The sequence below is a fragment of the Gordonibacter sp. 28C genome, assembly GCF_003339845.1.
Lineage (GTDB): Bacteria > Actinomycetota > Coriobacteriia > Coriobacteriales > Eggerthellaceae > Gordonibacter.
This window is the reverse complement of sequence record NZ_PPTR01000022.1, coordinates 16,112-29,414: the sequence shown is the minus strand read 5'-3', so window position 1 is coordinate 29,414 and position 13,303 is coordinate 16,112. Positions and strand designations below refer to the sequence as shown.

Annotated in this window: 13 protein-coding genes; 6 read left to right on the top strand and 7 right to left on the bottom strand. The window is 67.2% G+C overall.

The features are described 5' to 3' along the window. Positions 1 to 521: 521 nt before the first annotated feature. Both C1878_RS16250 and C1878_RS16245 read left to right on the top strand, forming a co-directional pair. Positions 522 to 944 (top strand): helix-turn-helix domain-containing protein, encoded by a 423-nt coding sequence (locus tag C1878_RS16250; RefSeq protein WP_114602609.1) that lies wholly within the window; start codon positions 522 to 524, stop codon positions 942 to 944. A gap of 89 nt (positions 945 to 1,033) precedes the next feature. Continuing rightward, complete coding sequence (locus C1878_RS16245; protein WP_114602608.1) at positions 1,034 to 2,209, top strand: alpha/beta fold hydrolase; 1,176 nt, start codon at positions 1,034 to 1,036, stop codon at positions 2,207 to 2,209. Here the strand turns inward: C1878_RS16245 and C1878_RS16240 are convergent. After that, the gene (locus tag C1878_RS16240; RefSeq protein ID WP_158539853.1) at positions 2,206 to 2,799 is read right to left on the bottom strand and encodes a TetR/AcrR family transcriptional regulator; all 594 of its coding nucleotides are present in this window, start codon (positions 2,797 to 2,799) and stop codon (positions 2,206 to 2,208) included. The two genes, C1878_RS16245 and C1878_RS16240, sit on opposite strands and share 4 nt — an antisense overlap. Before the next feature lie 127 nt (positions 2,800 to 2,926). Here C1878_RS16240 and C1878_RS16235 point away from each other — a divergent pair, with 127 nt between their 5' ends. After that, on the top strand, positions 2,927 to 4,384 hold the full coding sequence (locus C1878_RS16235) for an MDR family MFS transporter (protein WP_158539852.1): 1,458 nt from the start codon (positions 2,927 to 2,929) through the stop codon (positions 4,382 to 4,384). Positions 4,385 to 4,390: 6 nt separating this feature from the next. Here C1878_RS16235 and C1878_RS16230 read toward each other — a convergent pair whose 3' ends face one another. From C1878_RS16230 to C1878_RS16205, 6 genes are all read right to left on the bottom strand, one after another. Then, a complete protein-coding gene (locus C1878_RS16230; protein ID WP_114602605.1) occupies positions 4,391 to 4,840 on the bottom strand; it encodes a bifunctional autolysin in 450 nt (149 codons plus the stop codon). Then, positions 4,833 to 6,380 carry a chemotaxis protein CheA gene (locus C1878_RS16225; protein ID WP_114602604.1) on the bottom strand — a complete coding sequence of 516 codons (1,548 nt, stop codon included), beginning with the start codon at positions 6,378 to 6,380 and terminating at the stop codon, positions 4,833 to 4,835. Before C1878_RS16225 ends, C1878_RS16230 begins: the two co-directional genes overlap by 8 nt. Before the next feature lie 12 nt (positions 6,381 to 6,392). Then, positions 6,393 to 7,028 carry a GGDEF domain-containing protein gene (locus C1878_RS16220; protein WP_241963799.1) on the bottom strand — a complete coding sequence of 212 codons (636 nt, stop codon included), beginning with the start codon at positions 7,026 to 7,028 and terminating at the stop codon, positions 6,393 to 6,395. Beyond that, on the bottom strand, positions 7,025 to 8,602 hold the full coding sequence (locus C1878_RS16215) for a methyl-accepting chemotaxis protein (protein ID WP_114602602.1): 1,578 nt from the start codon (positions 8,600 to 8,602) through the stop codon (positions 7,025 to 7,027). Before C1878_RS16215 ends, C1878_RS16220 begins: the two co-directional genes overlap by 4 nt. Next, the gene (locus tag C1878_RS16210) at positions 8,599 to 9,417 is read right to left on the bottom strand and encodes a protein-glutamate O-methyltransferase CheR (RefSeq protein WP_114602601.1); all 819 of its coding nucleotides are present in this window, start codon (positions 9,415 to 9,417) and stop codon (positions 8,599 to 8,601) included. Before C1878_RS16210 ends, C1878_RS16215 begins: the two co-directional genes overlap by 4 nt. Positions 9,418 to 9,630: 213 nt before the next feature. Next, complete coding sequence (locus tag C1878_RS16205) at positions 9,631 to 11,124, bottom strand: aldehyde dehydrogenase family protein (RefSeq protein ID WP_114602600.1); 1,494 nt, start codon at positions 11,122 to 11,124, stop codon at positions 9,631 to 9,633. 518 nt (positions 11,125 to 11,642) lie between these two features. Between C1878_RS16205 and C1878_RS17020 the strand changes: the two genes are divergently transcribed. The 3 genes from C1878_RS17020 to C1878_RS16195 are packed head-to-tail and all read left to right on the top strand — an operon-like array spanning position 11,643 to position 13,287. Continuing rightward, on the top strand, positions 11,643 to 11,768 hold the full coding sequence (locus C1878_RS17020; RefSeq protein WP_255417937.1) for a hypothetical protein: 126 nt from the start codon (positions 11,643 to 11,645) through the stop codon (positions 11,766 to 11,768). Between the two features lie 13 nt (positions 11,769 to 11,781). After that, positions 11,782 to 12,636 (top strand): 16S rRNA (cytidine(1402)-2'-O)-methyltransferase, encoded by an 855-nt coding sequence (gene rsmI / locus C1878_RS16200; RefSeq protein ID WP_114602611.1) that lies wholly within the window; start codon positions 11,782 to 11,784, stop codon positions 12,634 to 12,636. A 9-nt stretch (positions 12,637 to 12,645) separates the two neighbouring features. Then, entirely contained in the window at positions 12,646 to 13,287 is a 642-nt protein-coding gene (locus C1878_RS16195; protein WP_114602599.1) for a M48 family metallopeptidase, read from the top strand. Positions 13,288 to 13,303 lie beyond the last annotated feature (16 nt).

Below are 13,303 nucleotides of genomic sequence, written 5' to 3'. Positions count from 1 at the left end.
CTCCAAGAAAGAGATGAAGCGATACTTAGATGGGGTAATGCAGTCTCATGGCACGAGCTTCACACAACAGGTCCCTACCGTATTGATTACGATTAGACTCAAGGTACAAATTTTGGCCTATAACCCTTCTACTCATATTAGAAAAAACCGGGCCTCAGCCAAGAGCAACCCGGTTTAGCCTAACATGATGCCGCCCGGTATGCCGGGGCATCGCTTCCTGTAGTTTAGCACGTCCGCGCGGCCGACGAAAGGCCGGCGAAGGGAATTCGCAGAGGCGACGTTTTCGCCGAAGGAGTCGTTCTCAGAATGGGCGCACCTCGTAGATATTAAAACTGTCGTGCGCAGGAGGGCGAGACAAGGCCGCGGGAACTCGCCCGTGGCGTGCCGATTGGTCGCTCGGCACGGGGAAGCCGGTCCCGTCGTGCAATCGAAAGGCGACACGCGTCGCGGAATCTGTCATCATCGGTTGGTGGATCGAGGTTGGTTGGCGGCTTACCATGGACGCAAGGAGTATGAAAAACATGATCGGTTCGAACATTCAGAGCAGACGCAAGGCGGTCGGGCTCACGCAGGAGCAGCTGGCCGAGCGCCTGGGCGTATCGCGTCAAACGGTGACGAAGTGGGAGACGGGAGAGTCGACGCCCGACCTGGCGAACGCGGGTGCGCTGGCCGAGGCGCTCGACGTGTCGCTCGACGCGCTCGTGGGCTTCGACCCGCAGGGCACGGTGCTGCCCATGCCGCCGCGCGGCAAGCACCTGTTCGGCACCGTCACGGTGGGCGAGCGCGGTCAGATCGTCATTCCCAAGCAGGCGCGCGAGCTGTTCGGCATCGAGGCCGGCGACGCGCTGTTGGTGTTGGGCGACGAGGAGCAGGGCCTCGCCATTCTAAAAGCCGACGAGTTCATGGACCGCGTGTCGATGCTCCGCAACATGGTCGATCGATAGCACGTGCCGCCCTTGCGGCACGGCGGAACGGGGCGGGTATGGAAGCGGATGGAAACCGCACGCGGGCGTCGCGGGCAAGGAGGGCCGTCATGATCGCAGCAATCGTCGTGGGGATTCTCGCGGTATGCGGGGCGATCGCCTTGGCCGTGTACATGGACGGCAACCGGCACGGCGAGGAGCGCGACCTTGCGAGGGCGTACGCGGCCGGCTTCGTGGAGAAGCAGGCGACGGTCGAAGTCGTGCTCGACGGCGAATCGGCGTCCGGCAGCGGGGCGGAGGCTGGCGAAGAGGCGACGCCCGATGGCGTAACGGCGTCGAGCGAGGCGCTCCCGGTGGCCGAGGGGAACGCCCGCAGCGTGGCGGCCGTCGTCAACTACGCCGAAGGCCCCGACAACGGCCCGGCGCTCGTGCTCGTGCACGGCCAGGGCATGCAGTGGGAGGACTACGCGCGTGCGCTGCCCGACCTGGCTGCGCGCTACCACGTGTTCGCCGTCGACTGCTTCGGGCACGGCGAGTCGAGCCACGACGAGGCGCTCTACTCGTGTCAGGCCATCGGCGAGGCGCTCAAGGCCTTCGCCGCGCAGGAGGTCGGCGGACCGTACCTCGTGTCCGGCCATTCGTCGGGCGGCATCATCGCCGCGTGGCTGGCCGCCAACGACGCCGAGAACGTGACGGGGTGCATGCTGGAGGATCCGCCGTTCTTCCGCGTGACGCCGGCCGAGATGCAGCAAGAGCCCGGCTGCTTCGTGTGGAAAGACGGCTTCGAGGTGTCGCATGCGTTCCTCCAGCAAGACGACGTTGCCGATCTGGCCGTCTACTACGCGCAGCACAGCTACCTGTTCGGCCTGTTCGGGGGCTTGCAGCCGAAGGTCGCGGAGTGGACGGCGCAGGAGCGCGCGGCGAATCCCGACGCGCACCTCACGCTGGCCTGGGTGCCGCACGACTGGGTGCGCGGCCTGTACTTCTACGACGACTTCGACGTGCGGTTCGGCGAGACGTTCTACGACGGCACGTGGTTCGACGGCGTCGACCAGGCCGACCTGCTGAGCCGCATCGCGTGCCCCGTCGTGTACCTGAAGGCGAAGACGAACTACGGGGAGGACGGCCTGCTGTACGCCGCCAACTCCGACGAAGACGCGGCCCGCGTGCAGGATCTGGTGGCGAACTGCGAAACCGTCGTCATCGAGTCGGGCCACGACGTGCATTACGAGCACGCGGACGCGTTCGCCGGCGCGCTCGACCAGGTTGCCGCGCAGGTTGGCTAGCCTTTCGGATAGAACACGGCGGCCACCTTGGCTGCGAGCTCGTCGAGGGCGAGGCCGCGCGACGCGCGTTGGAGTTGGAGCGAGTCGCCGACGAGCGCGGCCAGCAGCATGTCGGCCCGAAACACCGCGCCCGCTGGGTCGAGCGCGCCGCCGCCTGCGGCGCGCTCGAACAGGCGGGAGAAGGGCCTGTTCAACGATTCGTACACAGGGCCCTGCTGAGGGCATTTCGCGCACAGCACCGCCTGCTCCATGCCCTTGAACAGGGGCCTTTTGCTTTCCTTGAAGCGAAGGTAGTGCAGCACCATCGTTTCGAGCGTTGCCTGCGGGTCGTCGCCTCCCGCGTTGGACAGGTCGGCCAGCTGATCCGCCAGCTGGACAAGCTGGTCCTGCATGAGCGCGAAGCACAGATCGCTTTTGCTGCCGAAATGGCGGTAGAGCGTTCCCGCGCCCACCTCCGCCGCCTGTGCTATGCGGTTCATGCTGACGTTCTCCACGCCTTCGCTCGCGAACAGGTCCTGCGCCGCCTCGAGGATGCGCGCGCGGTTCTTCACGGCGTCTTGGCGCTCCCGGCGCGGGGCTTGGTCGTTCATCGTGAAATCGCTCGCTTTCGTCCGCATGGGCTTGACAACCGGAGAATACTCCGCTTATTATAACCGGAGTATTCTCCGGTTATAATACCCCATGCACGATGGGCCTGCAACGCTGAGGAGCGGCAGCATGGACCAAGCGAACGCCGACACCGACAAGATACCCCGCAGGGCCGTTGCCATCGTGGCCGTGATGATGGTGGGCTCGTTCATCTCCATCCTCAATCAGAACCTCATGACCACGGCCATTCCCACGTTCATGGGCGTGTTCTCGGTGGAGAGCAGCGCCGCGCAGTGGCTGACGACGGCCTTCATGCTGGCCAACGGCATCATGGTGCCCGTCACGGCCTATCTGATACGCCGCTTCTCCACGCGCGCGCTGTTCTTCGCAGCGCTCGGGCTGTTCGCCGCCGGAACCGTGCTGTGCGCTTCGGCGCGGTTCTTCGAGATGCTGTTGGCGGGTCGCATCGTGCAGGCGCTGGGGGCGGGCATCACCATGCCGCTCATGCAGACGGTGCTGTTCACCTTGTTCCCGGCCGGCAAGCGGGGCACGGCCATGGGCTTCTTCGGCCTGGTGGTGGCGTTCGCGCCGGCTATGGGCCCCACGATCTCGGGGTGGATCGTCGACAGCTTCCCGTGGCAGGCGCTGTTCTTGCTGCTGCTGCCCATCATCGCAGCCGACCTTCTGGTGGCGTTCTTCGTGGTGCGGAACGTGGGCGAGCGCTCGAACCCGTGCCTCGACGTGCCGTCGGTGGTGCTGTCCTCGCTCGGTTTCGGCGGGCTGCTGTACGGCTTGAGCATGGTGGGGACGCTGGGCTGGGGCAGCCCGGTGCTCGTCGGCACGCTGGCGGTGGCGGCAGCCTCGCTCGCGTGGTTCGTTGCGCGCCAGCTGCATCTGGAAGAGCCCATGCTCGAGGTTCGCGTGTTCAAGTTCCGCACGTTCACCGTGTCGATGGTCCTGGTGGTGGTGGCGTGGTCCTCGTTCATGGGCGCGGCCACCATGCTGCCCATGTTCATGCAGAACATGGCGGGCTTCTCGGCGCTCGATTCGGGTATGACGCTCATGGCGGGCGGCATCGTCATGGGCGTGCTGTCGCCCCTCAACGGCCGCGTGTTCGACCGGTTCGGCGCGCGGGTGCTGGCGCCGGTGGGCCTGTTCCTAGTGATGGCGGGCACGTTTCTGCTCGCGCACGCGGAAACGGGCAGCGGCATGCTCTACATCGGGGCTTCCTATGCCGTGCTCATGGCCGGGCAATCGATGGTGTCCATGCCGCTGACCACGTCGGCCCTGAACAGCCTGCCGATCGCGCTCATCCCGCACGGCACGGCCATGAACAACACCATGCGCTCCATCATGGGCGCGCTCGGCACGGCCGTGTTCGTCACCATCATGACGGGGGTCTCGGCGTCGGCGGTGCAGGCCGGCGTGGAGGGCGGCGCCTCGCTCGGTTTCGACGCGGCGTTCTGGACGATGGTCGCGCTCAACGCCGCGGCGTTCGTCGCCTCGCTGTTCGTGCTGCGTTCCCCCAAGGACGCGGGGAAGGACGATGCGGCCGAGGCCGCCGCCGCGGCGACCGGCCCGCGGTAGCCGACGTCAATCCTTGGCCAGCAGAACGTCTACCGCGGCGTTCACGTCGAGCAGGGCCAGCTTGTCCTCGCGCAGGACGTCGTAGTAGCGGATGTCGATGAGCTCGTGATCGGTTTCGTCGAGGTCCACCACGAACGGCGCGCCGCGGAACCGCAGGCCCAACAGGCATCCGCTGCCCTCGGCAAGCACGACGTGGGCAGCCACGCCGGACGTCCCCCCGGTGTCTATGACGGGAGCCAGGGTGCTGCCGTGCCTCACCACGCCGCAGAACTCATCGGGCAGGAAGGCGAAAGGCTGCACGTTGTCGGCCGGCTGAACCTCCACCAAGGAGGAGAACGCGACGGCAGTGTTTCCCGCAGAGGTGGGAATGACCAAGGCGTTGTTCCGGCTGGCCCCGAGATGCTCGGTGCCGATGAGCTTCTCTATCCAGCGCAGGCGTTGCTCGCGGTCACGCATGGCCCCTCCCTCCCTCGTTCGAGGCGCTCAGAAAGCGGCGGGCGCTCACCACGGCGCGAGGGGACCCGTCCTCCAGCATGGCGTAGCCGATGCATCCCATCGCGCGCGCCGCGCCGCGGTCGAGCAGCTGCGGCAGCTGGTTCACCGAAACCCGCTCGTAGCCGTCCACGGCGTCGACGACCAGGGCGCGCTTTGCTCCCAGCACGTCCAGGAGGATGGCGAACCTCGGATCCGCGGCGTCGATAGGCGAGGAGCCTTCCCGCCAGTTCAGCAGTTCGTAGAGCCCGTCGTCCTCGCTCGCATAGAAGAAACGATCGGCGCAGGCGCCGTCGCCTTGCGCCTTGCTCGCTTCCAGTCGATCTTCGAGGAACGCCTCGAATCGCTTGATCTGCTGGGCGGGCAGCGCGAACAGCGTCTCGCCCGTGCGCAGAAGCGCCACTTCGAGCACGGTGAACGGCACGGGGAAGTAGAGCGCTATCTCCATGGTGCCCCGTTCGGTGTTGCGCACCTTTCCGTGTCCTCCCACGTGCCGGAGCATGGAACCTATTTCGCTGAAGCGGGAAAGCGCGTCGCTCTTGGAGCCGGTGCCGGTGCGGACGAACCGGGGCATCAGCAGGAACGAGCCGATTTCCTCGTCGGTGTACGTGTCGAGCGGTCGGGTCAGCAGTCCTCGGCGGAAGGCCAGCTCGCCGACGTCCTTCGCGCTGAACGGGGTTCCGTCGTGCTCGATGCGGCAGACGACGTCCGAACCGTCGTTCTCCACGCGCAGGCGGATGGTGGCGCATTCCGGCTTTCCCGCAGCCAAGCGCTTGTCAGGGCTTTCGATGCCGTCGCGTATGCAGGACCGGATGACGCACTTGATGATCTCTTCCATCGAGGCCAGCACGGACCGGTCGAGGGCGACGCGCCCTTCGGCGACGTCGAGCCTCACGGCCACGCCGAAGCGTTTGCTGTAGTCGTCGGCCAACGCGTGCAGCGACGGCGCTATCCGATCGAACGGCTCGATGCGCGACCGCTCGACGGCCGTGCGCAGCGCGTCGAGGGCCTGGGCATGCGAGAACACGGCATCGTTGAGCACGCGGTCGTGCGGGTTGCTTTGCAGGTGGGAGCGCAGCACGTGGTGGATTCCCTCGAATCGCGCGAGCAGGTCGGCCAGCTCGTCGTCGCGCTCGCCTCGCTCGTCGTGGTCGGCGAAGGGGGAGGAGGCGCCGAGCGAACCCGCTTCCGTCTCGGTGCTGTCCGCGGGCGCGGCGAAAGGAGGGATGGACGCGGGGTCGTCCACGAGCGTGCAGCTGTCCACGAAGAACGCGCCTTTGATGGCGAGCAGCACCTGCTCGGGCTTGTTCGTGGCGAAGCGCACGAACAAGCCGTGGTCGCGCAGGTAGTCTATGGTTCTCCGGTCGCTTTTGACGGTACGGGGGTGGCATGAAACCGTGTCGCACAACGGCGCGATCCTGCGCACCACCAGCGAGGCCCTCGTGTTCTCCAGGCCGCAGTTGGGTTTGAGCATGACTTGCACGATGCGTTCTTGCCGCTCCACGTTGCGCTTCCCCTATTCCGCAAGGTCGGGCTGCGCGAGCACGCAGCGGTTCTTGCCGGTTTCCTTGCCGCGGTACAGCGCCCGATCGGTTCGCGCGAAGTTCTCGGTGAACGTCAGGGCGGGGTCGTAAGAGCTCAGCCCGAACGTGATCGTGCACGAGAACTCTCCCAAGCCGTCGTCCATGCGGTAGGCCGCCACCTCGTCACGCATGCGGTTGCACAAACGAAGCGCCTCCTGATCGGTGGTGGAGAACAGCACAACGAGCAGCTCCTCGCCGCCCCAGCGGATGACCGGCTGCCCGCCGGCCAAATCGTCGAGGATGTCGGCGATGCAGACGATGGCTATGTCGCCGGATTGGTGGCCGCGCACGTCGTTGATGATCTTGAAGTCGTCGATGTCGCACAGGGCCAGCACCGTGTTCGATTCGCGGCTGGTTTCCTCGATTTCCCGCGCAAGGAAGTCGGTCAGGTAATGACGGCTGAAAAGGCCGGTGAGCTGGTCGCGAAAAGCCAGACCGCGCATAAGGGCGAGCTGCCTCTTTAGCTCGGCGTTCGCCGCGCGCAGGTCTTCGGCTTCCTCGTGGCCCGCCGTGGACGTTTCGGGCATTGCCGGGGATGCGGTTGCGAGGCCGCCGCTCGCTTGATTCACCGCTCGCCGCCGTCCCGGCCCTCCACGCCCTTTTTCAAGGTGAATCGATGAATGAGGTCTTTGAGGTCGCCTGCCTGCTCGGCCAGCTCTTCTCCGATGACGGCGCTTTCTTCGGACGCCGCCGAGTTCTCCTGCACCACTTCGGACAGACTGTCCAGGCTCTCTTGTATCTGGGCGACGGCTTCCATCTGCTGCGAGGATGCCAGCGCGATGGCGGCCATCATGTCCCTGATCCCCTCGGTGGACGTCACGGCGCTCTCCATGTTGCGCGACGTGACCCCTATCATGCCGCTGCCGTTTTCGATGTTGGCGGTGGCGCGCACGGCCAGCTCGTCGGCGGCGCGCGACGCCTCGCTCACCTGGGTGGCCAAGCGCCTGATCTCCTCGGCCACGATGGCGAAGCCGCGCCCGGCCTCTCCGGCGCGCGCCGCCTCCACCGATGCGTTGAGGGCGAGGATGTTCGTCTGGAACGAGATGTCCTCGATGGAGTTTGCCAGCTGCGATATGCTGCGGGTGCTGGCCTTGATCTCCTCGATAACCTCCGCCGTTTTGGCTATCTGGTCGTTGCTGCGCTCGACGGCCGCCACCACGTCGGCCGTGCTCTCGTTCACCGCGACCACGCTCTCGTTGTTCCCTTCCGCCACCTGCGTGATGCCCTGCACGTTCGTGGCCAGCTCCTCGATGGCCATGGCCTGTTCGGCCGACCCCTGGGCAACGGCTTGCGCGCCGTCGGACATCTGCGACGACGAGCGGGCGACCTGTTCGGCGGTTTCGCTCAGGCGCTCCACCGTCAAGCGCAGCGAGGCGACGGTCTCGTTGACGGACTCGGCCACGGCGCCCAGTTCGTTGTTGGAGGCGTAGTCGATGCGTGCGGTGAGGTCGCCCTCCGCCACGCGCGCCGATGCTTGCCGTATCTTGTTCACGGGAACGGTGATGGCCCGGGTGATGCGCCTCCACATGAGCACCACCACCGCGATCATCACCAGTCCGAGCGCCACGATGGCAATCGAGGTCGTCCTCTCCAACGTGCTTGACCGATCCACGAAGCTCGCTCCAACCGATTCGGCCGTGTCCACGATCTCGGAAGCCAGCTCCATGGTGATTTCTTTTTGGGGGAGGTAGTCGCGGTTGTACAGCAGGACGGCGCGCTCGTTGTCGCCCGTCTCGGCCGCGTCGATAATGTCGTTGCGCAGGGATATCAGGCTGTCGTTCGCTTCGGAGAACCGTGCCAGCAGGTCTTTATTGGCGACGAACACGGACGAGATGGCGTCGAATTCCGTCGTGCGCTCTTCGGAAAGATCGTCGATGACGACTATCAAGCGCTTCTGGTCGCTGGGATCGTCGATGTTGGCCAGCTGGCCCAGGTAACCCGACATCTCCTCCACCGTGCTGCGCAGGGCGATGGCGCTCTTCGTCACCTGATACGGACGCTGGTGGAATTCCTTGGTGGTGGCGGCGTTCTGGTGCACGGACACGAGGGCCACGCCGGTGGATACGACGAACAAGGCGATGACTATAACGTAGGACAGCATCAGTATGCGGCTGATGCTCATGCCGGCAGGCTTCTGTTTCATAAGGGGGTCTCTTCCGCTTGCTTTTGGTATATGGAGTCTCCGCAGTAGGAGAACGGGGCGCGGTCGCGCATGATTTCCGCATGGCCGAGCACCAGGTAGCTCGAGGGGGCCAGGTGGCGGTGCAGCGTGTTCAGCGTGCGGCTTCGCGCCCGCTCGTCGAAGTAGATGATGACGTTGCGGCACAGAATGAGGTCGTAGGTGCCCGACAGGGGGTCCGGGTCGCTGAGGTTCGCGCACTCGAACGACACGCGCTTGCGGATGCGGTCGGTTACGGCGTAGCCCTCATCGCTCTTGGCGAAGTAGGACATCATCCAGCGGTGCGGCGCCTTGTCCACGCGCGATGCGGGATAGACGGCCGCCCGCGCCTCGCGCAACGCCGGCTCGGACACGTCGATGCCGTGGATGCGGACGGGCGGTATGCGATGCGTTTGCGCGTAGTCCTCCACGAGCATCGACACGCTGTAGCATTCCTCGCCGGTTGAGCAGCCGGCGCACAGGATGTTCCACCGGCGCCGACGACGTCCGCGCTCCAACTTGGGAAATGCGGTGTCCCGTAAAAACTCAAACTGCTTGCGCTCGCGGAAGAAGTAGGTGTAATGGGTAGTCACCAGGTCGATGAAGCGTGCGCTCGCCTCGGGGTTCTTGCCCGATTCCACCATGTTGAGGTAGGAGTCGAACGAGGGCAGGCCCAAGCGGTCGCGTTCGCGGGATAGACGACATTCGAGCATCACGCGCTTCGAGCGCATGTCGAGTCCGTACGTGCGACTCAGATACGCGGAGGCGCGTTCGAATTCCCTATCGGTGAAGTGGTCCACGGGTATCGTTTCTGTCTGATTTGCTTTAACCCGAATAGCATATCATGCACGCAGGTTTGCAACCAGGTTGAAACGCGCTTCAAGCGAATTTGGGGAGGGGGGTGAGCGATCTTGCGCCGTGCTTCCGCCGCGGCGGAAGCCTGCTGGCGCAGGATGCCGGCTACAAGGCGGTCGCCCGCACGACACGTGCGGGCGACCTGGGGTTTTCGACTCCTAGAACGGATAGGGGTGCGGGGCGTGCTGGACGCTCGTCCAATGCGTGCGCGTCATCTCCTCCAAGACCCAGCGGCCGTTGAAGCGGCCGAGCCCGGAGTTCTTCTCGCCGCCGAAGGGCACGTGCTGCTCGTCGGCCACGGTCATGTCGTTCACGTGCGTCATGCCGGCGTCTATCTGGCGGGCGAACGCGGTGGCGCGCTCCACGTCGGTGCCGACGACGGCCGACGACAGGCCGTAGTCGCTCATGTTCGCGAAGCGCAGGGCCTCGTCCTCGCCGTGCGCCACGATGATGGGCGCGAGCGGGCCGAAGCTCTCCTGCAAGGCGATGTCCCAGGCGGGGTCGACGCCGCCGAACACGACGGGCGGCATGACGAGGCCGTCCGGCTCGCCGTCCAGCAGCACCTGGGCGCCCTGCTCCTTGGCGCGCCGCACCTTCTGCTGCAACCCGGCGAGCTGGGACTCGTTGATGATGGGGCCGATGTCGGTGGCGGGGTCCAGCGGGTCGCCGCACACGAGCTTGCGCGCGCGGTCGACGAAGCGCTCGGTGAACTCGTCGGCCAGCGACGCGTCCACGATGATGCGGTTCGTGCTCATGCAGATCTGCCCCTGGTGCAGGAAGCGTCCGATGACGGCGATGTCCACTGCGTGCGCCACGTCGGCGTCGTCGAGCACGACGAGCGGGCAGTTGCCGCCCAACTCCAACGCCACGCGCTTGAGCCGGGGGCCGCCGGCCGTTTTCGCGCCGATGCCGAGACCCACTTCGGTCGAGCCGGTGAACGAGATGAGCTTCGGCACGGGGTGCTCCACGAAGTAGTCGCCGATGACGCTGCCGCGCCCCACGACCACCGACAGCAGCCCCTCCGGCAGTCCCGCCTCCTCGTATATCTTCGCCAGCAGAAGGCCGCCCGTGACGGGCGTGTCGCTGGCGGGCTTCAGCACGGCGGCGTTTCCGCAGCCCAGTGCCGTGGCGACCGAGCGGTTCGACAGGTTCAAGGGAAAGTTCCACGGGCTGATGACGCCCACCACGCCCAGCGGCTGGCGGTAGACGCGGTTCTCCTTGCCCGGCGTGTCGGAGGGGAAGATGTCGCCGTGCATGCGGTAGGGGAACGACGCCGCCTCCTCGGTGATGTTGCGGGCGGCGCCCACCTCGAACTCGGCTTTGGCGCGGATGCTGCCCGATTCGCGCTGGCACCACTCCACCAGCTCGTCGTGGCGTGCGTCGAAGATGTCCACGGCGCGCCTCAGCACGGCGGCGCGCTCGGCGGGGGCGGCTGCGGCCCATTCGCGCTGGGCGCGCTCGGCGGCGGCGTAGGCTTCGTCCACGTCGGCGCGGTCGGCCAGCACGTGGGTTGCCAGGACGTCCTGGTTGTAGGGGTTCACGTCTTGCGCGGTCTCGCCGCTGCCGCCGTCGCGCCAAGCGCCGGCGATGAAGAGCTTGTCGAGGTCGGTGTAGGGTCGAGGTGCGGCAGGGACGTTCGGGGAAGGTGCCATGGCTATCTCCTGTTCTCGGAGCGCGGCGGGGCCGGGTTGCGCCGTCGCGCGCAGGCCAACCTCCTCAGTATAGGAGCCCGTTGGCGGAAGGGCGTCGCGTGCGGCGAACGGTTGCCCGTCGGGAACCGGGCGCTCATGTTCGGGAACGCCCGTTGGAGAGGGAACAGTTTGCGAGGGGTGGACGGCAGGCGGAGACGTGCGGGCGGTTAGGGACGACGGACGGGCGCGGAATGGGCGATCGGCTAGGGGCGGTTGGCGAGGGGCGGGCGGCAGGGGGCCGGGGGAGGAGCGGAGCGAGGGGCGGGGGCTGGGCTGCGTGAGGGCCGGCGGCTTGCGGCCGCGCGGAGGCTGCGCGCGCGGCGGGTTGCGGGCGAGGCGCCGGCGTCCGCGCGGTCGTGGGCGTTTGGCGAACGTCCCCGTGCGCAGGCCGCCGTGCGCTGGGCGAGCGGGCCGAAGTGTGCGATCATGGAGCGAACAACGACGTGGCGCGGCGACGCGGTGGGAAGGGAGCGGTTGGCATGGAATGCTACGGAAGCTTGGCCTGCACGGGGGACGGCCCGTTGCCGTTCATCATAGGCGGCGTGGTGGTCGTGGCCGTCGTGGTTCTGGTGGTGGCGTTCGTGCTCATGCGGCGCAACCGCTAGGGGCGTGCCGATCGTGACGGGAAAGCTGGTCATCTGTCCCACGCCGCTCGGGAACCTGGGCGACATGACCGAGCGCGCGCTGGCGGCGCTGCGCGCGGCCGACGTCGTGTGCGCCGAGGACACGCGCGTGACGGGCAGGCTGCTGGCGGCCTACGGCATAGAGAAGCGCCTGGAACGCCTGGACGAGGCCATGATCGCCGATCGCGGCGCGGGCGTGGTGCAGCGGGTGCTTGACGGCGAGACGGTGGCGTACTGCTCGGACGCCGGCATGCCGGGCGTGTCCGATCCGGGGTTGCGCCTGGTGCGGGCGGCCCGCGAGGCGGGAGCCCCCGTGGAGGTGCTGCCGGGCCCCACGGCGGCCGCCACGGCGTACGTGGCCAGCGGATGCGACAATCCCCGCTTCTACTTCGGCGGTTTTTTCCCGCGCAAGGACGCCGAGCGGCGCGCGCTGCTGGATTCCCTGCGCTTGCTCGACGCGGCGCTCGTGTTCTACGAGAGCCCGAACCGGCTCGCGGCCGCGCTGGCCGCGCTGGCCGCGACGCTGCCGCAACGCGAGGTGACCGTGTGCCGCGAGCTCACGAAGCTGCACGAGGAGGTGGTGCGCGGCCCCGTGGCCGCCGTGCGCGACGAGTTCGCCGCCCGCTCCGCCGAGGGCGGGCGCGGCGTGAAGGGCGAGATCGTCATCGTGGTGGACGGTCCGAACGCGGCCGAAGGAGCCGCCGCCGCGCTCGGCGCGCGCGAGGCCGCCGCCGCCCGCGCCGCCGAGCTCAAAGCCGCGGGCATGCGCAAAAAGGACGTCGCGCGGGCTCTGGCCGACGAGTTCGGCATCGCGCGCAACGTGGCGTACGATCTGGCCCTCGAAGCTTAGGGGCGCGCCATGGTCGAACGAGGCGGGGGCGCCGTGCGCGCCGCCCGAACGAAAGACCCTGCGTCAACGGTGCGCCGCCCGTCGAGGCGGCGGGGACCGGCGGCGGAACCCGTCGAACTCCAGGTTGACGGGCTGACCGTGCGCCTGGTGCGCAAGCGCGTGAAGAACATCAACCTGCGCGTTAAGGCGCCGGACGGGCGGGTGGAGGTGTCGGCGCCGCCACGCGCTTCCGACGCCGTCGTGGCCGCCTTCGTGCGCGAGAAGCGCGCCTGGATCGATGCGAAACGCGCCGAGGTCGCCTCGTCCCCTCGCGTCGAGGCGGCGCAGGCGTCGCCCGAGGAGGTCGCCGCCTGGCGCGCCGTGGTGGAGGTGTGCGTGCCGGCGCTGGTGGAGGCGTGGGAGCCCCTCATGGGCGTGAAGGCGGGGAAGCTGGTCTACCGCAACATGACGAGCCGCTGGGGCAGCTGCCAGCCCGCCACGGGGCGCATCTGCATCAACGTGAGGCTTGCACTCTATCCGCCGGAATGCTTGGAGTACGTGGTGGTTCACGAGCTGTGCCACCTGCGCGAGCGCGGCCACGGCCAGCGGTTCAAAGACCTCATGGACACCTATATGCCCGATTGGCGCGAGCGGCGGGCCAAACTTCGCTGAACGCCAACAGCCGCCG

Excerpts from the sequence above, each read along its gene's own strand:
- C1878_RS16245 (WP_114602608.1), top strand. The coding sequence starts at position 1,034 with ATGATCGCAGCAATCGTCGTGGGGATTCTCGCGGTATGCGGGGCGATC.
- C1878_RS16240 (WP_158539853.1), bottom strand. The coding sequence starts at position 2,799 with ATGAACGACCAAGCCCCGCGCCGGGAGCGCCAAGACGCCGTGAAGAAC.
- C1878_RS16215 (WP_114602602.1), bottom strand. The coding sequence starts at position 8,602 with ATGAAACAGAAGCCTGCCGGCATGAGCATCAGCCGCATACTGATGCTG.
- C1878_RS16230 (WP_114602605.1), bottom strand. The coding sequence starts at position 4,840 with ATGCGTGACCGCGAGCAACGCCTGCGCTGGATAGAGAAGCTCATCGGC.
- C1878_RS17020 (WP_255417937.1), top strand. The coding sequence starts at position 11,643 with ATGGAATGCTACGGAAGCTTGGCCTGCACGGGGGACGGCCCGTTGCCG.
- C1878_RS16235 (WP_158539852.1), top strand. The coding sequence starts at position 2,927 with ATGGACCAAGCGAACGCCGACACCGACAAGATACCCCGCAGGGCCGTT.
- C1878_RS16205 (WP_114602600.1), bottom strand. The coding sequence starts at position 11,124 with ATGGCACCTTCCCCGAACGTCCCTGCCGCACCTCGACCCTACACCGAC.
- C1878_RS16195 (WP_114602599.1), top strand. The coding sequence starts at position 12,646 with ATGGTCGAACGAGGCGGGGGCGCCGTGCGCGCCGCCCGAACGAAAGAC.
- C1878_RS16250 (WP_114602609.1), top strand. The coding sequence starts at position 522 with ATGATCGGTTCGAACATTCAGAGCAGACGCAAGGCGGTCGGGCTCACG.